The sequence below is a fragment of the Anabaenopsis tanganyikae CS-531 genome (assembly GCF_029891675.1).
Classification (GTDB): Bacteria; Cyanobacteriota; Cyanobacteriia; order Cyanobacteriales; family Nostocaceae; genus Anabaenopsis; species Anabaenopsis arnoldii.
Map to the genome: position 1 here is coordinate 19,806 of NZ_JANQDF010000129.1, position 19,698 is coordinate 39,503.

The following is a 19,698-nucleotide window of genomic DNA, read 5'->3' on the forward strand; positions in this document are numbered from 1 at the left end:
TGATCCTCATCCGGGTTTAGCTAGGCATAATCACCCATGAGTCAACGCATTTGCCAAAAAGATTTCCTTAACCCATAGACCACAGTAGTATGCCAATTCTCCAAAGTTTCTGCTTGCGGAGATTGTAAATCTGACAGCCACAACACCTTAGCATCCTCTCCATTATCCTGGTAATAACCCCGCCGCCGTCCGGCTATCTTAAAGCCAAATTTTTCATATAAGGATATGGCCGCCAAATTAGAAGCGCGGACTTCCAGGGTGGCTCGCTCCAGTCCGCGATCGCTTGCGGTTTGAAGTAGAGAATACAGTAAAGCCTGTCCCAAACCTTGACGGTGATATTGGGGATGAATTGCCAAAATTGTAATGTGTGCTTCTTCTAAGATTGCCCAAAAGCACCCCATTCCTAGCAGTTTTGACCCATAAACCGGGGAAAATAAACCTAATAATACACTGTTAGGACTGTTTAACTCTCGTTGATAGCCATCCATAGTCCACAGACCGCCAAAACAGGCTTGATCTAGTTCCAGGATGGCAGTTAGATCATTTAAAGTCAGGGATTTCAGTTTTAAGTCTAATAAGATCACGTTAATGGCGAATGGGTAAATAAATATGAAGATTGAAACATCCTTGAGGGGAAAAAAGCGCCGTCAACTGAACCTAGGCATATCTCCTGTTTCCACGCTATTTTGGTTAAACTGAAAATCGGGACGCTGAATGACCCCACGCCCAAAAAAATTTCAACTTTGAGCAAGGACAATTTATAAAAACTATGGTATCCACTCACCCCACTGGCGTTCAATATGCTGGTAGTCAATATTTACCTCAAATTCAAGGACGTGAAAACATCAATGTTTCCCCCAACCAGGAACTTTTACCAGTTACCGCCAAACTTAACAGTCAGGACATCCTAGAAATTGGTGGGTGTGATGTCAAAACCCTGGTGGAGCAGTTTGGTTCACCTTTGTATATTTTAGATGAAGAAACCCTGCGTTTAGCTTGTCAGCAATATCGAGATACATTTAAAAAATATTACCAGGGTGAATCTCAGGTACTATACGCATCCAAAGCCTGGAACTGTTTAGCAGTTTGCGCGATCGCAGCATCGGAAGGATTAGGTATAGATGTAGTTTCGGGAGGGGAATTATATACAGCTATAAGTGCCGGTGTGAACCCGGAGAAACTCTACCTCCATGGCAATAATAAATCTCATGAAGAACTGCTTTTAGCTATAGAGTCTGGTAGCACCATTGTGGCAGATAACTGGCAAGAACTGCATACCTTGGTAAAGATGGCAGAACAAGCACCGGGGACATCCACCCCCATCCGGGTGATGTTGCGGTTAACCCCAGGAATTGAATGCCATACCCACGAATACATTCGCACGGGACATTTAGATAGTAAATTTGGCTTTGACCCTAATGATTTGGACGAAGTATTTACCTTTGTCAGTCAGCAACCTTCTTTAAACTGCGTTGGGTTACATGCTCACATTGGTTCCCAAATTTTTGAACGCCAACCCCATCGAGATTTGGCTGCTGTCATGGTGCAGTGGTTAAAAAAGGCGGCAAATTATGGTTTAAGCGTCACAGAATTAAATGTGGGCGGTGGTTTAGGAATTAGGTACACTGAATCTGATGATCCCCCCAGTATTACAGAATGGGTAAAGGCGATTTGTGAAGTTATACAAGCAGCTTGTACTGCCGAAAATCTCCCTTTGCCAAAATTGTTGTGTGAACCAGGGCGATCGCTGATTGCCACAGCGTGCGTCACAGCCTATACTATGGGATCATCAAAGGTTGTGCCCGACATTCGTACCTACGTGACAGTTGACGGTGGGATGTCTGATAATCCCCGACCCATTACTTACCAGTCAGTTTATCGAGCAGTAGTCGCTAACAAGATGTCTGCTCCCCTCACCCAAACAGTGACAATAGCTGGTAAGCATTGTGAATCAGGGGATATTCTGATTAAAAATGCCCAACTGCCGGAAACTCAACCAGGGGATATACTCGTAATCATGGGGACTGGTGCGTACAATTACAGTATGTCATCAAACTATAATCGCTTACCCCGCCCGGCTGCCGTTGTAGTAGCCAATGGGGAAGCAAATTTAATTTTGCGGCGCGAAAGTTATCACGACTTGATTCGACAAGATTGTCTACCAGACAGGCTCAACGTGCAGAACTAATAACCGGTTTGTATAGTCACTAGCTAGGAAAATATCACTAATAGCTAATGACTCAACACTTGCTGTTTCCTCAAGGGTTAACCTTTGGGGCATGAAAATAACAGCAAAATGACAGAATATTGAGGGATAACAAAGAGTAATCCAGATGTCATGAGAGATTGGTGGAAGCAATGGCTGACAAACCTGGGATGGTCGCAGTCCTTGCTGCTTGGGACTCTGGATATCTTGTTGGTGTTAGCGCTGACCTACATGATACTAGTTATTATTAGTGAGCGCCGAACACTGTGGATGGTGCGGGGTTTTATTATCTTAATGCTAGCTTCAGTACTCAGTGGCAGAATGGGTTTCCCTCTGCTCAATTTTGTTTTGGAAAAGTTAGTGATTGGCTGCGCTGTAGCAATGGCTGTGGCTCTCCAGTCTGAATTTCGCCGATTTTTGGAGCAGGTGGGACGCGGTGAATTTCAGCAGTTATTTAAACCATCCAGTTTAACCATCCCCAACTCTGATAGTGTAATTGATGAAATTGTAGATGCGGTCAAAGAACTTTCAAAAAACCGCATAGGGGCTTTGCTGATTTTGGAAACCACAGGTCCAATTCACGAGCGGGATTTTTCTGTGCCTGGAGTTAAGCTAAATGCTGATGTTTCTAAGGAACTTATACAGACTATTTTTCAGCCGAAAACTTTACTCCACGATGGGGCAACCTTAATCCGTGGCTCGCGTATTGTATCATCTGGTATAATTCTACCACTTTCGGGACGCACGGCCTCCCGCCAGTTGGGAACACGCCACCGGGCAGCCATGGGGATCACTGAGCGGGTAGAAAATTGTATCTGTGTGGTTGTATCAGAAGAAACGGGTTCTATTTCCTTAGCGGAACGAGGAACTCTCAATAGACCACTGACGATTAGGACACTCAAGGAGTCCTTAGAGGCTCGATTATCAACCACTGTAGACCGGGAAGCTGTTGCTCCTAGTCTCTTAGGTTGGGGTCGTCAGATAGGTAGTAAAGCAATAGTAATAATTTCAGGTTTACTTGGATTACCATCGACCGCTTCTCGAAATAAAAAATGACAGCACAACAAACTCAACTGCAATTTTTACCTTCTGACTTAAAACGAGAACTACTGCCAAAGCACGTCGCAGTGATTATGGATGGCAATGGTCGATGGGCTAAACGTCAAGGTCTACCCAGAATTATGGGACATAAGCGCGGAGTGGATGCGCTCAAGGATTTGTTGCGCTGTTGCAAAGACTGGGGGATTCAGGCACTAACGGCTTATGCTTTTTCTACCGAAAACTGGAAAAGACCCCAGGAAGAGGTAGATTTTTTGATGACTTTGTTTCAAAGGGTTCTCCGCCAAGAACTTCGGGAAATGCTCCAGGAGAATGTTCAAATCCAGTTTGTCGGGAATTTGGATGCTCTACCTCCATCGCTGCAAGCTGAAATCTCCCGCTCAATGGCAGAAACTCGCAATAATCGCGGTATTCGGTTTACTGTAGCTACTAATTATGGGGGACGCCAGGAAATTTTACAAGCCTGCCGGGCGATCGCCCAAAAGGTACAGCAAGGTGTCCTTAAACCTGATCAAATTGATGAACAGTTGTTTGAGGCTCACCTCTACACAGCAGGAATTACTGACCCGGATTTATTAATCCGCACCAGTGGCGAAATGCGACTTTCTAATTTTCTGCTTTGGCAAATGGCTTACGGGGAAATTTATATTACTGATGCTCTGTGGCCAGATTTTGACCGCACTGAGTTTCACCGCGCTTTGTTTGCCTACCAGCAACGAGATCGGAGGTTTGGAAAGGTTTAGGTTAAGGAGATTATAGCAAAAGTAAAAAGTGAAAATACTTACTCCGAAATGGTTTGGTAATTTTATCATGTCCCCAGCGCCCTGTCCATTGCTATAAATGCCCGAACACTTAAGTTTTTAATAGTTTTTAATCACGAACCCCACAGGCACAGGGAACACAGAGGAAAAACATGGCTAATCACCATATTCTTGATTGGGATTTTGGAGATTGTCTTGCTATTCCATGGTAATATGTGTATGATTTATAACTAATATCAAAATACTGTAACTTGATAGATTAAATTAAGAGAGCAGAAAAGGGGTAAAAAATGCTACATTACTCCCTGACACAGAGAAATTTAGGAGTCTCAAACCGGTATGTGGGTGCATAATTGGAATCGATGGCAAAGGCAGCCTTTAAAAAGATATATTGCGCTATTTTTAATAGTAGTGTGTTTAAGTAGTGCGATCGCCGCTTGCTCTCCTAGTAATAGTGCTAACACCGGCAGAAAAGAACTAACTCTAGTGAGCTACGCTGTCACCCGTGCTGCGTACAAAAAGATTATTCCCCTATTTGTTGAATACTGGCGAGAAAAAACCGGAGAGATAGTCACCTTTGGCCAGAGCTACGGCGGGTCAGGCTCCCAAACCCGCGCCGTCATTGACGGTTTAGAAGCGGATATTGTCGCCCTAGCACTATCAGCAGACACTCAGCAACTCCAGGAAGCCGGGCTAATTAAACCAGGCTGGGAGAAAAAGACACCCAACGGCGACGGCATTGCCTACCGTTCCGTAGGGGTTATAGTTACCCGGGAAGGCAACCCCAAAAATATTCAAGACTGGGAAGACTTAGCCAGGGATGATGTCAGTGTGATTACTGCTAACCCCAAAACATCTGGTGGCGCTCGTTGGAATTACATGGCTTTGTGGGGAAGAGTGACCCAAACAGGCGGCACTGAAGAACAAGCCCAAGACTTTGTGACTAAGGTTTATGCTAACGTGCCCGTTCTACCCAGAGATGCCCGTGAAGCTACTGATGCTTTTTTCGCCCAAAAACAGGGAGATGTATTGATCAACTATGAGAACGAACTCATCTTAGCTAAACAACAGGGACAGAATTTACCCTACATAGTTCCCGACATTAATATCTCCATTGATAATCCCATTGCCGTAGTTGATAGCTATGTTGATCAGCGAGGTAACCGGGAAGTAGCAGAAGCCTTTGTACAGTTTCTCTTTACCCCCGCAGCCCAGCGGGAATTTGCCAAAGTAGGCTTCCGACCAGTAGTACCAGAAGTAGTCGCGGAATTTGCCGATACTTATCCCCAAATCTCAAACCTGTTCACCATCGACGATTTTGGCGGTTGGAGCCAAGTCAGCCCGAAATTCTTTGCCGATGGTGCAATCTTTGACGATATCCAAGCCAATATTGCCCGACCTTAGGGCTAACTTTTATCCTGAAGCCATGACAGTTTCCAACTCACAGTCCACCTTCCCCTTCGCCCTGCAAAAGCTGAAGCGGTTTTCTTTACCCTGGGGCATCACCATTACCTATCTATCCGTAGTCCTGCTGTTACCTGTAGCCGCCTTGATGCTGCGGGCTGCAACCCTTTCACCGGGGGAATTCTGGCGGCTAGCTACCGCTCCCGTTGCCCTGTCAACCTACACCATCACGTTTGGTACTGCCTTCTTGGCCGCTGCTATTAACTGCGTTGCTGGTACCGCTACTGCATGGGTGCTGGTGCGCTATGATTTCCCCTTTAAACGGGTTTTAGATGCCGTCATTGACCTGCCCTTTGCCCTACCCACAGCAGTTGCAGGTATTACTCTAGCTACTGTTTACAGTGAGCAGGGCTGGATTGGCTCATTTCTCTCCCCCTTGGGCATCAGAGTCTCCTTTACTCGCTTGGGGGTAGCGGTGGCAATGGTGTTTATTTCTGTGCCTTTTGTCGTTCGTAGCGTTCAGCCTGTACTGCAAGAGCTAGATTATACTATCGAAGAAGCTGCCTGGTCTCTGGGGGCTTCCCGCTGGGAAACTTGTTGGCGGGTGGTGCTACCACCACTTATACCTGCTATCCTCACGGGTACAACCCAAGCTTTTGCTAGGGCAGTGGGAGAATATGGCTCGGTGGTTTTGATTGCCGCTAATATTCCCTATCAAGACTTAATTGCCCCCATTTTAGTATTCCAACGCCTGGAACAAAACGACATAGCCGGGGCTACCGCGATTGGTACGGTGTTACTGCTGATTTCCTTGGTACTGTTGCTCATGGTCAACTTACTGCAAGCTTGGAGGCAAAGTTATGACGGTTGAACCTAAATCTAGCCAGTCTTTACCAAGATTGGTCAACTCCCAGAAGGATAGAGAGTGGGGTAAATTTGCTTTGATTGCCGCAGTAATCACTTATTTAGCGCTGGTGTTACTTCTCCCGACCCTTTATGTATTCATTGGAGCCTTTAGCCGGGGTATCGCCCCGTTTTTCGCCACTCTTATCGACCCGGATTTTACTCAGGCTTTGCGCCTCACAGCCATGGCTGTGGCAGTAGCTGTACCACTAAATGTAATTTTTGGTTTGTGTGCAGCTTGGGTAATCGCCCGCCGGCGGTTTCGAGGGCGCACTTTGTTACTCAGTATTATTGACTTGCCATTTTCAATTTCCCCCATTGTCACAGGTTTAATGTTGGTTTCCCTCTACGGACGCAATGGGCTACTTGGATCTGTGCTACAGTCTCTGGACATCAAGATTATCTTTTCCTTCCCCGGTATTGCTCTGGCAACTATGATGGGGGGTATGCCTTTTGTGGCTCGTGAAGTCATCCCTATTTTGGAAGAAGTGGGAACTCAAGAAGAAGAAGCTGCCAAAACCTTGGGGGCTGGTGAATGGCAGACTTTCTGGCGGGTGACATTACCTTCTATTCGCTGGGGATTGTTCTATGGTATTATTCTTACCACGGCTCGCGCTATGGGAGAATATGGTGCTATTGCTGTCGTCTCTAGTAATTTAATTGGCCGTACCCAAACTCTGACTCTGTATGTGGAAGGGGCTTACCGCAATTACGATTCCCAAAGTGCTTTTGCAGCTTCGGTGGTTTTAGCGGGACTTGCTGGTGCAACGCTGCTGATTAAGGAGCTGTTTGATCGTCGCATCCGGATAAAAGATCAAGAGAACAGTTAGTAATGCTGTGAAGTTTCTGGTTTTTCAATGATTTTGGCTCAGTACCTTCGAGCCTTGGTTAAAAGGTAATTTGGCTTTTTAACTTATCTATTTATTTATTGGCAAATATTAGTAACAAAGTATCAGCGAAAATAAATTATGATAGCCATGATGTCAATTAACAACAGTCAGCACTTACAACTTAAACCTCTAGAAATTCCCTTGCGTCTGCTATTGGGCCCTGGTCCGTCCAATGCCCATCCCGCTGTTCTTCAAGCTATGAATCACTCACTGGTGGGGCATCTTGACCCGGCTTTTCTGGAACTGATGGATGAGATTCAATCTCTACTCCGGTACGTATGGCAGACAGAAAACCACCACACCATAGCAGTTAGTGGTACTGGTTCAGCGGCAATGGAAGCAACCATCGCCAATGCTACAGCACCAGGTGATGTAGTTTTGATTGGTGTAGCTGGTTACTTCGGTAATCGCCTTGTGGATATGGCTGGGCGATATGGTGCGGATGTGCGCACTATTACTAAGCCTTGGGGGCAAGTTTTCAGCCTTGATGAAATCCGCATGGCTGTAGAACAACATCGTCCGGCAATTCTGGCTTTGGTTCACGCTGAAACATCTACCGGAGCACGTCAACCTTTAGAAGGAGTGGCTGAGGTATGTCGTGAATTTGGGACTTTGCTGTTGGTAGATACGGTGACCAGTCTGGGCGGTGTGCCTATATTTTTGGATGCCTGGGGAGTTGACTTAGCTTATAGTTGTAGTCAAAAAGGATTGGGTTGTTCTCCGGGTGCTTCACCTTTTACTATGAGCTCTCGTGCTGTGGACAAATTGCAGCAGCGCTCTACAAAGGTGACAAACTGGTATTTAGATATGTCATTATTGGGTAAATATTGGGGGAATGAACGCACCTATCACCACACAGCACCGATTAGTCTGTATTATGGCTTGCGGGAAGCACTGCGTTTAGTGGCAGAAGAGGGATTAGCTAATTGTTGGCAGCGTCATCAAGAAAATGCCGAGTATCTCTGGGAAGGCTTAGAAGATTTAGGATTAACTATGCACGTTGAGAAGGAGTATCGGTTACCAACTTTGACTACTGTGCGTATTCCTACGGGAGTAGATGGTAAAGCGATCGCTCGGCAGTTACTCAATGAACATAACATTGAGATTGGCGGTGGTCTAGGTGAACTAGCCGGTCAAGTTTGGCGGGTGGGACTAATGGGTTTTAATAGTCGTCCAGAAAGCGTTGACCGACTTTTAGGGGCATTACGGCAAGTTTTGCCAACAACTTAGGGGGTGAACACCATTGATAACTGGGTACCAATTGCTACTGGCAGGATTTCTAGTTATTTGCTGCCATCAACTCAACTGCATCTTTGCCATCCCAATCTTGTAAGTAAACTTTTACTATTTCTTCTTTGGCGGTAGGTAGTTGCTTACCAATAAAATCTGGGTGAATTGGTACTTCTCTATGACCCCTGTCTACTAAAACAGCCAAGCGGATCACTTCGGGTCTACCATACTCAGTCACTGCATTCAAAGCGGCGCGAACTGTGCGACCTTTAAAAATCACATCATCTACTAACACAACTGTCTTCCCTGTGAGGTCAAAAGGGATGTTGCTTTTTGCCGGAGTCCTTAACCCAATTTTATCAAGATCATCTCGGTAGAATGTAATATCTAATGCTCCCACTGCCACGCTGACACCTTCGAGTGTCTCAATCTGACGTGCCAATAATTCTGCTAAGAGCGCCCCTCTGGTATAAATACCAAGGAGTACCAGTTGGGATAAATCACGGGACTTTTCCACAATCTGAGACGCTAGGCGAGTTAATGTACGACGCAGGTCTTCTGATGAAAGAATTTCAACTACTTTGGCAGACATAGTTTAGGGAATGGGTAGAGAGGCCACTAATCGCTCATGTACAAGGCTATGGGAAAAAAATCTCCCCATGCCCTATTTCATCCATATTAGTTAAGTGTATTAGCAATTAGGGGTATAGCGATCGCTACGCATAACCATAACAAAAAAGAATATCGAGTCAGCAATAAGGCATTGTGAATTACGGTTGGGGTAATGGGATGAATGACATCTCCTAAGAGGGGTTTTTGTTGAGGTACTCCCCCATACCAATTGGTACCGCCCATTTGCACACCCAAAATAGCAGCATAAGCACACTCGCTCCAGCCTGAGTTAGGACTGGGATCTTTTACCGCATCGCGGCAACATATTCGCCAAACATATAAGGGTTTACCTGATAGTAGAGCCAAAGTAATCACCGTTAAGCGACAGGGTAGCCAAGTTAAGTAATCCTCTAGCCTGGCACTAAACCACCCTATATAAGTATAGGGTGCTTGGCGATAACCTACCATGGAATCAAGGGTACTGCTAGCTTTGTATGCCAAAGCCAGAGGAATTAAACCCACACCCGGCACACAAGCGCCCACAATGGCATAAAAAAGTGGAGCCATAACTCCATCTGTAGCATTTTCTGTGACAGTTTCTAACACAGCGCGCAAAATTTCTGGTTCTGAGAGATGTTGTGAATCTCTACCGACATAATTACTTAAAATATAACGGGCTGAGTCTAAATCTCCTGCTGTTAATGGTTTTAAAACCTCCTGTGCTGCACTCCGAAGACTTTTCAAAGCAAAACAACTAGCTAAAATAATGGTTTCTAAGACATTTCCCCATAATGGATGGAGCCATTTGGCAGTTTGAATTATTAACCAACCCAAACAGCCGCTACCAATTATTAAGGTTATGGCTAAGATAATTCCAGCTATCCGTTGAGCGAGAGAATTGTGACAGACCTTGAGAAAAAATTTAGTCAGGGGAGAAATTACCCACCCCATAACTTGGACTGGATGAGGCCAACCCCAAGGATCGCCAATTAAGTAATCTAATAGTGCAGCAAGAAACAAAATAACAGATGATGTCATTATATATGAAGGCGAATCACCAATTACTAAACGACAAAACTAGCTTCTTCCCCAAGAGAAGCTTGCCAACTACGCGCATCATAATAAAGATCCGCCAGAGTAATACTGTATAAAGCCTCTTTGAGCTTTTGGTTGAGTCTTTGCCAAAGAGTGAATGTTACCCAATCTTCAGTTTGGGCTGCGCTTGGGGTCTGATGTGGTAAACGAGTCATATTTTCACCAACTGACTCTAAAATTTGACCTATAGAAATTTGTGCCGGCTTTAATGCTAGTTGGTATCCACCAATGCTACCCCGAATTGATTTCACTAATCCAGCCCGGCGCATTTCTATTAGTAACTTCTCAAGGTAAGGCGCGGGGATATCTTGGCGAAGTGCGATCGCTCTCACTGGTGCTGGTCCATAACCTGGCTGTAAACTTAAATCTAGTAATGCCTTGACACTGTAATGTCCTTTGGTAGTTAGTTTCATGGTCACGAGTTTTGTTTATTTATGAGTTATCAGTTCTTTTGTCTTCACCGCTGACCGTTGAATAATTACTAATGCTCAGGATTAAATGAGCATTTTTCTATATCATCTTTTGTTCTCATGAGCAAGGGATTTAAGTAAATAAGCCTTGAGACTGGCTTTAGGAAACTTAAACAAATATAATCTACTAGTCTTCACAAACTAGATATAGTTAAGAGCATTCCAAAGAATAGATTCCGTTGACAATGTTGGTAATTGTGCAACAATTTCATCTATGAGTGTAATATACTTATGAAAGCTGAGATAAAAACTCAAGGATTTTGTTCCTACTAGCTCGATGTCAGCTAAAATAAATCCAATTCAACTACTCCAACCATTCATTTTTCATCTAAGTTGATGCCTAAACTGAAAAAAATAGAACCCCTAATGGGTGAAGAACTGCTCAAAAAAGTTAAAGAGCTAGAAACCCTGAGCAAAGAAGAAAAAGCCAAGCAGTGCGGCTACTATACCATTACCAAAAATGGTATAGAGCGTGTGAATATGATGAAATTTTTGAATGCCCTCATTGATGCGGAAGGCATTCAGTTAGACAGTTCACCCAGTGCGAATGGACGTGGCGGGCGCAGTGCTAGCTATAGAATTAGCGTGCAATCAAATGGTAATTTACTTATAGGTTCAGCTTATACAAAACAGATGAATCTCAAACCAGGAGATGAGTTTCTCATCACACTGGGGAAAAAACATATTCGTCTGAAACAGCTAGATGCAGATGCTGCCGAAGACATGGAAGCCATAGAGATTACAGCATAATCAATTGTCAGTTGTCAGTTGTTGATTTTTTCTAGTGACTACTGACCATTAGACAGATACTAATGATTTACTCTGAGCAGAGATGAAAGGCTGTCGCGTTAGTTATAAGGTGGTTGCAATTCACCTCCGGTTAAGTATGGAACTATAACCGGAGTCCTCTTGCTCCATTAAGATAGAGCTAGTAAATGGACTAAGCGGAGGAGGTAGATGAATATACACACCTTTGATAAGGATTATATTAGTTGCCCAATTTGTCAAAGAAATCCTAAGCACAGAATAGCCCAGTCTCATGTGGGCTTGTTTAGCTGTCCTTATTGTCAGCAAAGGCTAGTAGTCTGTCGCAGTGGCCATTATGTCCGTGATCCGTTTATACTTAAACAAATAATGCTTTGTTCGTCTCTACGTCGTCAAAGTAGCCCTTTAGCTAGAATTACACGAGATTTTATTCTCAACAAGCGTCCTGTCTTAGGGTTGGCTGTTGGTCTGGCTATTTTCTTGACTATGATCACGATGACGCAGCAAAATACCAGCTATGAAGGGCAACTTCCTACCACTGAGAAAATTCCAGAACAAGATTAATCAATTTTCTGATTACCAAGCCCAGTAGTTTGATTTCATTAATAGCAGTAGAGAAATATAACTTCCCCAAAGTAAAATTTTCAGGAATTCCCCATTACCTCGTTCTGCTAAAATAGCAGCTAAAGTCATGGTCAGAGCCACAGCTGCAAAAATCAGCTGTAAATCTGTTTTCTCTACTGTGCCGGCACTGAAGTAAATACTAGCAGCAGAAGCCACTACAGCTAGTATTGACAAACTGGTTATCCAAAGACGGGGATAGGATGATGCTACAGGAAGATTTTCTATTTCTGCTAACTCAGCGCCAAAAGCTAAGGCTAGACTGGGGTAAATGGTTAATAAGTACTCAGGAGGTTTTATACTCATCAAGGATATTAGCAATAAATAGACGAGACTCCATACCAGTAAGAGTTTCGCCCAGCTAAGGTTAAGATTTGTCCAAATTAAGCGCGCAGTTTGGGGCAAAAAAATTAACCAGGGCCATGTCCATTTGAGAATTTCCATGACATAGTACCAGGGTGGAGCATTATGTCTGTTAATGCCTGTGTTGATGGGGGTTAATGATTGATTGACCAGGACAACAGAAGCAAAACTGTAACCATAGTGCAACAGTTGCATACTATACCAAGCAGCCACAGGTAATATGCCAATGGTGATTCCTATCCAGAAGTAGAAACTGGTGAGCAATCTGGGTGTATCCCAAAATAGAAAGACAATGGCGATCGCACCCAGTAATATGCCTAATAGCCCCTGAGTGAAGCAAATTAATCCCAGTGCAATTCCAATACCAAGACAGTAACGCAAATCCCGCCGCGATCGCAATAGGCACCAAATCATGATGATAAAAAAGGTTACCACCGCTCCATCTAAAATAGCCAATCTGCCATAACGGACTACGGGGAGCATTGTCAGATAAATCAAGGAGCTATAAATAGCTACCCAACGTTGACGAAATATCTCCCGACTCAGAGAATAGAGCCATGGCACAGAAAATGCTGTCAAAATTGAGCCGGGTAAGCGTGTAGTCCATTCATTCACGCCTCCCAAAGAATAAGCCCAAGCAATCAACAAATGTATCAAAGGTGGTTTGTTATAATAGGGTTCACCTAGTAAGGTAGGATAGAGCCATCTCATGGAACCCGGTGGAGCACTCCAGATTTCCTTGGCAACCTGCGCCACAGTAGCCTCATCCCCATCTCGTAAGGATAATCCTCCCAGATTAATACTAAACAGTAAGACTGCGGCCAACAGTAATACCATGAGCCATGCCCAATCAATCCATTGATTAACCGTGCGATGCTGTTTTTCTAGATAGTCCGAAACAAAACTTCTTTCTTGCATATTCTCTGATCATCATTTTACTTACTGTTTTGATTACACACCAGACCTGAATACATCTCTAATGTTACCCATCAGTCAGAATATCTATTTTGAATAATTCCTAAATTCTCAGGTTACCTCAATTTTCCCTGTGCATAAATAATTTTTCGAGAAATTCAGTTGAGTGTTCTTTAATTTATTTAACAATAATTAGCTGGTAGAAATGATACAAATATTAGCAAGATGAGTATGCTAACTATCTGTTGAGGAAATTGTCAATGAGTTTAGCTTTTATTTTAGATATAACAATTGGTTTAATTTTTATCTACTTAATTTTCAGTTTGCTAGCTTCCGAAATTCAGGAAATGATCTCTACGGTTTTACAATGGCGGGCAGTGCATCTAAAGAAATCCATTGAAATTCTTGTAGCAGGTGATGCAGAAGATTCAGATGATGATAGGATCATTAACTTTGTTAATGAATTATATAACCATCCCTTGATTAAAGCTATCAACCAAGAATCAAAAGGTATTTCAAATTTACCTCGGCGGTTTACTTGGTTATTATCATCTCTTCTGGGACAACTTCCCCTATCTGGAGGAAAAAAAAAGAAAAGTTTTTTTGGATATGTACAATACCAAAAAGGGAATATCAAAGATAACAATAACCAATCACATCTTATAAAGCACAGCGCCCCTTCTTATATGGCAGCGGATACTTTTGCTACGACCCTCATAGAAACATTAGGTATACCAGAACTAGTTCATAAGTTAACTGAATCAAGACTGATAAATTTTAAAGATGAACAGTTACATGAGATCCAAAATATTTTATTGAAGTTTCACACACAAGTAAATAGTATAGATGACCACATAACGCAATTTTCAGTTAATATCTACCAAGAATTTACAGAATTAGTTGAGAAAAGCTTTACCGAAATTATTGATGATTTCTGTAAACAAAAAGCTGACTTGCTGATTACCATGAATCGCATGGCACAAAGTTTAGATAAATACATATATATTTTTCAGGAAGATATGCCAGATGAGTTTTTCGCCGGAAAAGCCTTACAAAAACTGAGATTCCTCCGAGGGGATATGTTTAACGAGCTTGAAAAAACTATTTCCCTCAAAGGTTTAAGACCTCATATTAATGAAGTTGTGCAGTTAATCAATATAGGTAGTGAGGTTCACCAAGGATTACTAAATGAATTTAAAAACCAAAATATTGAAGCCGATAAAACATTTGAAAAGTTGAGGGCAAAACTGCCGCAATCTGTAATTAAGAATATGGCTAGTTTAGCAAAGCGTGCCGAAACAAAAGCTCAAAATACACAAGAAGCAATTTATATATTACAGCAAGAACTAGAACAGACATTTAATCAATCAATGGAGCGATCTGCCGGAGTATACAAACGAAATGCTAAAGGAGTAGCACTTTTAATTGGCTTTAGCATGGCAGTCATTGCAAATGCTGATGCATTTCATATTGTAAACAGACTATCAAAAGATTCTGCTGTCAGGATTGCTATTGTGAATAACGCTGGGCAAATAGTGAAGAATAATAATCTTAATGCATCTGGAAATTTAGCAGAAGTCAAAAAACAAACTGAAGATGTATTAGCAGAAATTGTCTTACCTATTGGTTGGAGTGCTATGAATTTAAAACAACAACTTGACTGGGAGCCTAGTAAACAGGGTTATTTCTCCATCAAGAAATTTTTAACTATGATTTTCGGTTGGTTTGTAAGTGGAATTGCAATTGCCATGGGTGCACCATTTTGGTTTGATTTGCTGGGTAAATTTATAAATGTGCGCAATACAGGTAAAGCAAATACATCTGCTGCTAAAAAATAAAAATTAGGCGTAACTCCCAGTCTTGATCGTGGCGAATAATTTGAATTTGTTTGATAAATTCTCGAAAGTAAAACCTCCTTTCTGCTTCTGATAAGTCTAACCAAAATTGGGGAATGGAAACAGCTTGAGCAACAGAACGCAAGTTGACTGGGGGAAGTGTTGCTAGTTTTGCTTGGAGTTGAGAAATTCCTGTGCGCAGTTTGTAAGCCCTTAACTTGGCTGTTTCGTCATCCAAAATCCCCGTTTCCACTAAAGCTGGTAACTGCTGGAGTATTTGTTGCTGATTTGCGATCGCTTGTACCAGACTATTCTTAATATTATCCAATTGGGGAAAGTCCATTCCGTCCACAGCCAGAGCTAAGTCACGGCAAATAATTTTAATAGTATGCTGTAATACGTCATGGTAGGCGATCGCCCGACATTTAGTCCGTCGCTTACAGCTAATAGGACGTAAATAAAGATACTCTTTATCTTGGTTGCGCCCGGTGACGCGGGTAACTGTTGTATGTGACTGACACTCACCACAAATAACTAAACCAGCTAAAGAACGGGGTGCGCTGGCGGTTCGAGAAGGTAAACGACTGTTGCGGCGTAAGATGCGGTCAACTTGAGCCCCTTCTTCCCTAGAAATAATGGGGATATGGGTATCAGAAATAATTTGATGATGGTGATAAGCTGTATCACCGCGATAAACGGGATTAGTTAGCCAGCGTCTCCCTGTAGTAACAGAAATTTTCTTACCATATTTCTTGGCTAAATAACCAACTGCACCCCGTAGGGAACCGTAAAGTAAAAAGTGTTCAAAAAAATCTTTAACTACAGTTGCTGTACTGCGGTCAATAGTATATTTTTCTTTACTACGACGATAGCCATAGGGAGCTTTACCCGGAGGAGGTGAGGCTTGTAGACGATTAGATGCGTGTCCTTGGCGGATACGGCGGCTATGCTGCTGATTTGCGATTTCCTGAAGCAATTTCCACAAATCCGAGTCTACACGCGAACTTTGGGAAGTATAGGGTTGTTCCGTAGCAATAATCATGATCCCCATTGCTTCGAGTTCATGCAAGCGATCGCTCACTTCCTCCAAAGTATCCCCCAATTCCCCTAAACTACGGATGAGGAGATAATCTGCTGGTTGAGTTTTACAGTCTGTGATTAATTTTTGCAACTGCGATCTCTGACCCAAATCTTCATATATAGAATCAACCTCCCAGCCCCAATCATGGGGATGAGGAGAAGATTCTAAAAGGGGGTTACTGTAAGCATAAGCAATAATTTTCATTGCTGACTCAGTTCGATGATATTCCCATCCGGGTCTTGAGTGAACAAAGCAGCGCGACCCGAAGCACTAACTTGAATGGGATAGTTGTGATGGAGTAATTCTTGTTGAGCATGATCCAAATCAGCTACACAAAAGGCTATATGAGGATTGCGTCCCCATTTTTGATTAGGTTTATCGGTAGGGACAGTATTTGCAACTATGAGATGAAGTTGATAGTTCCCCACCTGATACCATACACCGGGATACTTTAAGGATCGCTCGATTTTGGACAATCCCAATATTGTTCCATAAAAATTTTCCGCTTTTTCTAAGTCAGTCACGAGAATTGCTGTATGGAGAGACTGGATAATCTGCATTGTCTATCTACTCATCAAGTAATAATCAAAGTTTGTAGTGAGAATTTTACCCCCATCTATTATCTATGATGCGGGATTTGGTTTATAGTTGGTAATTGAGCTTATCTTTAATAGGTGGCGTGGCGTAGCCATACCTGCTGGTAGAAATCTTTGCTTTCCAGGACAAACTATTTATTATTATGGGGGCGAGACATCATCGCCTAATTCATACTGTTGAGCAATTTGCTATGGCAAGACAGGCTATATTGCAATTAACCGATAATAATTAGGAAAAACACCTGTGTTTCCTCTCTATGATGAAAACCCCGCGCGAACCACTCCGTATTTAACTTACGGGTTGATTGGTTTGAATATTGTTGTCTTTCTTCATGAACTCAGTCTATCAGGTCAAGAGCTAGAGCAATTTTTCGGGATGTACGCCGTCATACCACAACAGTTAACCACTAATTTTTCCCAAGAGTGGACAGCTCTATTTACATCACAATTTTTACACGGTGGTTGGTGGCATCTGCTCTCAAATATGGTATTTCTCTGGGTCTTTGGTAACAATGTTGAAGACCGTATGGGACACTTCAAGTATCTAATTTTTTATTTGTCGTGCGGTGCTTTAGCAGCCTTATGTCAGTGGTTTATCAGTATGAATTCTACCATTCCTTCTTTAGGCGCTAGTGGTGCGATCGCAGGGATTCTGGGTGCATACGTGATGCGGTTTCCGCAATCGAGAATTTTAACCTTAGCTTTTCTCGGTTTTTTTGTCACTACCATCAGGATACCGGCAATTATTCTCATAGGGATTTTTGTCATCCAGAATGTGATATCCGGTCTAGCCAGTCTGCAAGCCGCTGCTAATATGAGTGTGGAAACAGGCGGAGTTGCTTACTGGGCACACATTGGCGGCTTTGCTTTTGGGATTATTCTGGCTCCGTTATTCGGGTTATTTCGACATGACGGCACCGGCGCTAGTTGACACCCCTCCCCCAATCCCTCCCTGTTGAAAATTAATATTTTGTTGTTAACCCATAATGAATTTACTCTGGCAACGATTTACTTTATCTGATTTACCAATCAAAGAATATCTGGAAACAAGCTACTTACGCCGCTATTTGGTGGGGTTATTACACTCTTGGCGGCAAAGTAGCATTTTGATGCAGTGGGGAGACAGCATCGCAGTAGTTTTCCTTAGCTTGCTATATGCTCTTGCCCCTTTTGTATCCAGTAGCTTAGTCGGACTGTTACTATTAGCTTGTGTCGGATTTTGGCTGTTGTTGACCTTATCTGATGAATCAGCACCGGCAAATACGCCGTTATTTACCCCCATTCATCTGCTGGTGTTACTTTACTGGGCAATTGCTCTAGTCTCTACAGCGTTATCACCAGTCAAGCAAGCAGCGTTTAAAGATTTGGTAGTATTAACACTTTATCTACTGCTGTTTGCCCTGTGTGCTAGGGTGTTGCGATCGCCTCGTGTGCGGTCTTGGATAATTATCCTGTATTTACATATATCTTTAGTAGTAAGTATATACGGGTTGCGGCAGTGGTTTTTCAAAGCTCGATCACTAGCAACTTGGGTAGACCCAGAATCTCCTCTAGCTCAGACAACTAGGGTTTATAGTTATTTAGGTAACCCCAATTTATTGGCTGGATATCTTGTACCGGCGGTAGCTTTAAGCCTAGTAGCAATTTTTGCTTGGGATAGCAGGATCAAGAAAGCTTTAGCATTAACTATGTTTACAGCTAATGCTGCTTGTTTAGTTCTCACTTTTAGTCGTGGTGGCTGGATTGGTCTAGTAGTGGCTGTACTGACTGCCATGGCCTTACTAGTTTACTGGTGGAGTGTGGAAATGCCTCCTTTTTGGCGTACTTGGTCACTGCCGATAATTCTGGGAGGTATGATTGGGTTACTGTTGCTAGCAGTGATATTTGTCGAGCCAGTGCGCCTGAGAGTTTTAAGTATTTTTTCGGGTCGTCAAGATAGCAGTAATAATTTTCGTAGAAATGTTTGGGATGCTGTGTTTGAGATGATTCGCGATCGCCCCATGATTGGGATTGGCCCCGGTCATAACTCTTTTAATCAAGTTTATCCACTCTACCAACGTCCTCGTTATACGGCTTTAAGTGCCTATTCTGTTTTTTTAGAGGTGGCTGTAGAAACTGGTTTGGCGGGTTTAGGCTGTTTCTTATGGCTGATGATTGTGACGTTTAATAAAGCATTTGTACAAGTGCGACGATTGCGGCAATCTAGGAGTGTAGAGGGATTTTGGTTGATGGGAGCATTGGCTACTGTAACGGGGATGCTAGCTCATGGGACTGTAGATACTATTTGGTTTCGTCCTGAAGTCAATACGCTTTGGTGGTTAATGGTGGCTATAATTGCTAGTTACTGGACACCCATACCTGAAGACCACAGTCAAAATGTGACTTCAACTCACGGAAAACCCAGACCAAGCTAAAGTCCAATCAACAGCAGAATTCAGGAGCCACAAATGAACTCACCGTGGCGAAGTAATTGTGAAGTTTTATAACCAAAATGCCGAAAACCCTTGAGGAACAGGCGGATGCAGCCATATTCTGTACTTTAGGCAATGGATGTTCGCGCAGCGTCTCCCCTTGGGAGAAGGCTGTTTAATGCGTTTACGCCTGAGTAATTTTGTGATATATTGATATCAACACCGAACGGTAAAGAACCTGTATAAAAATCTAACTGCCTAACGGCAATCTGCAACTTGACAAGTGTAGATATGGGTTTCTATTCCATAGTTCTACTCCCTTCCGCTGCGAATAGGTAAAATCTACCAAAACAAGATGCCGTCAACGTAGAAAGATGCGTATTGCTGCTAATCGTGTAAGAGAAAGAATTGAGAATTTAATTAAAGATTTGCATAACAAAGCTGTTAACTTGCTTGTTAATTCCTACAAAGTAATTTACTT

General features: G+C 42.9%; 18 protein-coding genes and 1 pseudogene. 12 read left to right on the forward strand and 7 right to left on the reverse strand.

Annotation, left to right across the window (positions count from 1 at the left end):
- Window positions 1-41 precede the first annotated feature (41 nt).
- A complete protein-coding gene (gene rimI, locus NWP22_RS12820; RefSeq protein ID WP_271731076.1) occupies window positions 42-584 on the reverse strand; it encodes a ribosomal protein S18-alanine N-acetyltransferase in 543 nt (180 codons plus the stop codon).
- A gap of 185 nt (window positions 585-769) precedes the next feature.
- Between rimI and lysA the strand changes: the two genes are divergently transcribed.
- The 7 genes from lysA (at window position 770) to NWP22_RS12855 (ending at window position 8,453) form a co-directional block, all read left to right on the forward strand.
- The gene (gene lysA / locus NWP22_RS12825; RefSeq protein WP_271731078.1) at window positions 770-2,188 is read left to right on the forward strand and encodes a diaminopimelate decarboxylase; all 1,419 of its coding nucleotides are present in this window, start codon (window positions 770-772) and stop codon (window positions 2,186-2,188) included.
- A gap of 150 nt (window positions 2,189-2,338) precedes the next feature.
- The gene (cdaA, locus tag NWP22_RS12830) at window positions 2,339-3,262 is read left to right on the forward strand and encodes a diadenylate cyclase CdaA (RefSeq protein WP_271731079.1); all 924 of its coding nucleotides are present in this window, start codon (window positions 2,339-2,341) and stop codon (window positions 3,260-3,262) included.
- Window positions 3,259-4,008 carry an undecaprenyl pyrophosphate synthase gene (locus NWP22_RS12835; protein ID WP_271731080.1) on the forward strand — a complete coding sequence of 250 codons (750 nt, stop codon included), beginning with the start codon at window positions 3,259-3,261 and terminating at the stop codon, window positions 4,006-4,008. Before cdaA ends, NWP22_RS12835 begins: the two co-directional genes overlap by 4 nt.
- Window positions 4,009-4,365: 357 nt before the next feature.
- Entirely contained in the window at window positions 4,366-5,430 is a 1,065-nt protein-coding gene (locus NWP22_RS12840; protein WP_271731081.1) for a sulfate ABC transporter substrate-binding protein, read from the forward strand.
- A gap of 22 nt (window positions 5,431-5,452) precedes the next feature.
- Window positions 5,453-6,301: a sulfate ABC transporter permease subunit CysT gene (gene cysT / locus NWP22_RS12845; RefSeq protein ID WP_271731082.1), complete on the forward strand. Its 849-nt coding sequence runs from the start codon at window positions 5,453-5,455 to the stop codon at window positions 6,299-6,301.
- The gene (gene cysW / locus NWP22_RS12850) at window positions 6,291-7,163 is read left to right on the forward strand and encodes a sulfate ABC transporter permease subunit CysW (RefSeq protein WP_271731084.1); all 873 of its coding nucleotides are present in this window, start codon (window positions 6,291-6,293) and stop codon (window positions 7,161-7,163) included. The genes cysT and cysW overlap by 11 nt, the downstream gene beginning before the upstream one ends.
- A gap of 138 nt (window positions 7,164-7,301) precedes the next feature.
- Window positions 7,302-8,453 (forward strand): alanine--glyoxylate aminotransferase family protein, encoded by a 1,152-nt coding sequence (locus NWP22_RS12855; RefSeq protein WP_271731087.1) that lies wholly within the window; start codon window positions 7,302-7,304, stop codon window positions 8,451-8,453.
- Between the two features lie 49 nt (window positions 8,454-8,502).
- Here the strand turns inward: NWP22_RS12855 and pyrR are convergent, their stop codons facing one another.
- The 3 genes from pyrR to NWP22_RS12870 form a co-directional block, all read right to left on the reverse strand.
- Complete coding sequence (gene pyrR, locus NWP22_RS12860) at window positions 8,503-9,045, reverse strand: bifunctional pyr operon transcriptional regulator/uracil phosphoribosyltransferase PyrR (RefSeq protein ID WP_200987724.1); 543 nt, start codon at window positions 9,043-9,045, stop codon at window positions 8,503-8,505.
- An 86-nt stretch (window positions 9,046-9,131) separates the two neighbouring features.
- Window positions 9,132-10,103: an adenosylcobinamide-phosphate synthase CbiB gene (gene cbiB / locus NWP22_RS12865; RefSeq protein WP_271731089.1), complete on the reverse strand. Its 972-nt coding sequence runs from the start codon at window positions 10,101-10,103 to the stop codon at window positions 9,132-9,134.
- 26 nt (window positions 10,104-10,129) lie between these two features.
- Window positions 10,130-10,573: an Rrf2 family transcriptional regulator gene (locus NWP22_RS12870; protein WP_271731091.1), complete on the reverse strand. Its 444-nt coding sequence runs from the start codon at window positions 10,571-10,573 to the stop codon at window positions 10,130-10,132.
- A gap of 393 nt (window positions 10,574-10,966) precedes the next feature.
- Between NWP22_RS12870 and NWP22_RS12875 the strand changes: the two genes are divergently transcribed.
- Both NWP22_RS12875 and NWP22_RS12880 read left to right on the forward strand, forming a co-directional pair.
- The gene (locus tag NWP22_RS12875; protein WP_271731093.1) at window positions 10,967-11,380 is read left to right on the forward strand and encodes an AbrB family transcriptional regulator; all 414 of its coding nucleotides are present in this window, start codon (window positions 10,967-10,969) and stop codon (window positions 11,378-11,380) included.
- A gap of 207 nt (window positions 11,381-11,587) precedes the next feature.
- The gene (locus NWP22_RS12880) at window positions 11,588-11,959 is read left to right on the forward strand and encodes a hypothetical protein (protein ID WP_271731096.1); all 372 of its coding nucleotides are present in this window, start codon (window positions 11,588-11,590) and stop codon (window positions 11,957-11,959) included.
- A gap of 15 nt (window positions 11,960-11,974) precedes the next feature.
- On the opposite strand, the pseudogene NWP22_RS12885 reads toward NWP22_RS12880, so the two are convergent.
- Window positions 11,975-13,297 (reverse strand): annotated as a pseudogene (locus tag NWP22_RS12885) (ArnT family glycosyltransferase); the annotation flags it as partial.
- A 257-nt stretch (window positions 13,298-13,554) separates the two neighbouring features.
- On the opposite strand from NWP22_RS12885, the gene NWP22_RS12890 reads away from it, so the two are divergent.
- The gene (locus NWP22_RS12890; protein ID WP_271731098.1) at window positions 13,555-15,132 is read left to right on the forward strand and encodes a hypothetical protein; all 1,578 of its coding nucleotides are present in this window, start codon (window positions 13,555-13,557) and stop codon (window positions 15,130-15,132) included.
- Here NWP22_RS12890 and NWP22_RS12895 read toward each other — a convergent pair.
- Entirely contained in the window at window positions 15,122-16,414 is a 1,293-nt protein-coding gene (locus tag NWP22_RS12895) for a recombinase family protein (RefSeq protein WP_271731100.1), read from the reverse strand. The two genes, NWP22_RS12890 and NWP22_RS12895, sit on opposite strands and share 11 nt — an antisense overlap.
- On the reverse strand, window positions 16,411-16,770 hold the full coding sequence (locus tag NWP22_RS12900) for a VOC family protein (RefSeq protein ID WP_271731102.1): 360 nt from the start codon (window positions 16,768-16,770) through the stop codon (window positions 16,411-16,413). Before NWP22_RS12900 ends, NWP22_RS12895 begins: the two co-directional genes overlap by 4 nt.
- A 280-nt stretch (window positions 16,771-17,050) precedes the next feature.
- Here NWP22_RS12900 and NWP22_RS12905 point away from each other — a divergent pair, with 280 nt between their 5' ends.
- Both NWP22_RS12905 and NWP22_RS12910 read left to right on the forward strand, forming a co-directional pair.
- Window positions 17,051-17,737 carry a rhomboid family intramembrane serine protease gene (locus NWP22_RS12905; RefSeq protein ID WP_271731104.1) on the forward strand — a complete coding sequence of 229 codons (687 nt, stop codon included), beginning with the start codon at window positions 17,051-17,053 and terminating at the stop codon, window positions 17,735-17,737.
- Between the two features lie 55 nt (window positions 17,738-17,792).
- Complete coding sequence (locus tag NWP22_RS12910; RefSeq protein ID WP_271731106.1) at window positions 17,793-19,220, forward strand: IctB family putative bicarbonate transporter; 1,428 nt, start codon at window positions 17,793-17,795, stop codon at window positions 19,218-19,220.
- The last annotated feature ends 478 nt before the right edge of the window (window positions 19,221-19,698 follow it).

What these genes read in the sequence shown, in the direction of transcription:
- pyrR (WP_200987724.1), bottom strand. Translation starts at nt 9,045, where the DNA reads ATGTCTGCCAAAGTAGTTGAAATTCTTTCATCAGAAGACCTGCGTCGT.
- NWP22_RS12875 (WP_271731093.1), top strand. Translation starts at nt 10,967, where the DNA reads ATGCCTAAACTGAAAAAAATAGAACCCCTAATGGGTGAAGAACTGCTC.
- NWP22_RS12890 (WP_271731098.1), top strand. Translation starts at nt 13,555, where the DNA reads ATGAGTTTAGCTTTTATTTTAGATATAACAATTGGTTTAATTTTTATC.
- NWP22_RS12835 (WP_271731080.1), top strand. Translation starts at nt 3,259, where the DNA reads ATGACAGCACAACAAACTCAACTGCAATTTTTACCTTCTGACTTAAAA.
- NWP22_RS12910 (WP_271731106.1), top strand. Translation starts at nt 17,793, where the DNA reads ATGAATTTACTCTGGCAACGATTTACTTTATCTGATTTACCAATCAAA.
- cbiB (WP_271731089.1), bottom strand. Translation starts at nt 10,103, where the DNA reads ATGACATCATCTGTTATTTTGTTTCTTGCTGCACTATTAGATTACTTA.
- NWP22_RS12895 (WP_271731100.1), bottom strand. Translation starts at nt 16,414, where the DNA reads ATGAAAATTATTGCTTATGCTTACAGTAACCCCCTTTTAGAATCTTCT.
- NWP22_RS12855 (WP_271731087.1), top strand. Translation starts at nt 7,302, where the DNA reads ATGATAGCCATGATGTCAATTAACAACAGTCAGCACTTACAACTTAAA.
- cysW (WP_271731084.1), top strand. Translation starts at nt 6,291, where the DNA reads ATGACGGTTGAACCTAAATCTAGCCAGTCTTTACCAAGATTGGTCAAC.
- NWP22_RS12870 (WP_271731091.1), bottom strand. Translation starts at nt 10,573, where the DNA reads ATGAAACTAACTACCAAAGGACATTACAGTGTCAAGGCATTACTAGAT.
- cdaA (WP_271731079.1), top strand. Translation starts at nt 2,339, where the DNA reads ATGAGAGATTGGTGGAAGCAATGGCTGACAAACCTGGGATGGTCGCAG.
- NWP22_RS12900 (WP_271731102.1), bottom strand. Translation starts at nt 16,770, where the DNA reads ATGCAGATTATCCAGTCTCTCCATACAGCAATTCTCGTGACTGACTTA.
- NWP22_RS12840 (WP_271731081.1), top strand. Translation starts at nt 4,366, where the DNA reads ATGTGGGTGCATAATTGGAATCGATGGCAAAGGCAGCCTTTAAAAAGA.
- cysT (WP_271731082.1), top strand. Translation starts at nt 5,453, where the DNA reads ATGACAGTTTCCAACTCACAGTCCACCTTCCCCTTCGCCCTGCAAAAG.
- lysA (WP_271731078.1), top strand. Translation starts at nt 770, where the DNA reads ATGGTATCCACTCACCCCACTGGCGTTCAATATGCTGGTAGTCAATAT.
- NWP22_RS12880 (WP_271731096.1), top strand. Translation starts at nt 11,588, where the DNA reads ATGAATATACACACCTTTGATAAGGATTATATTAGTTGCCCAATTTGT.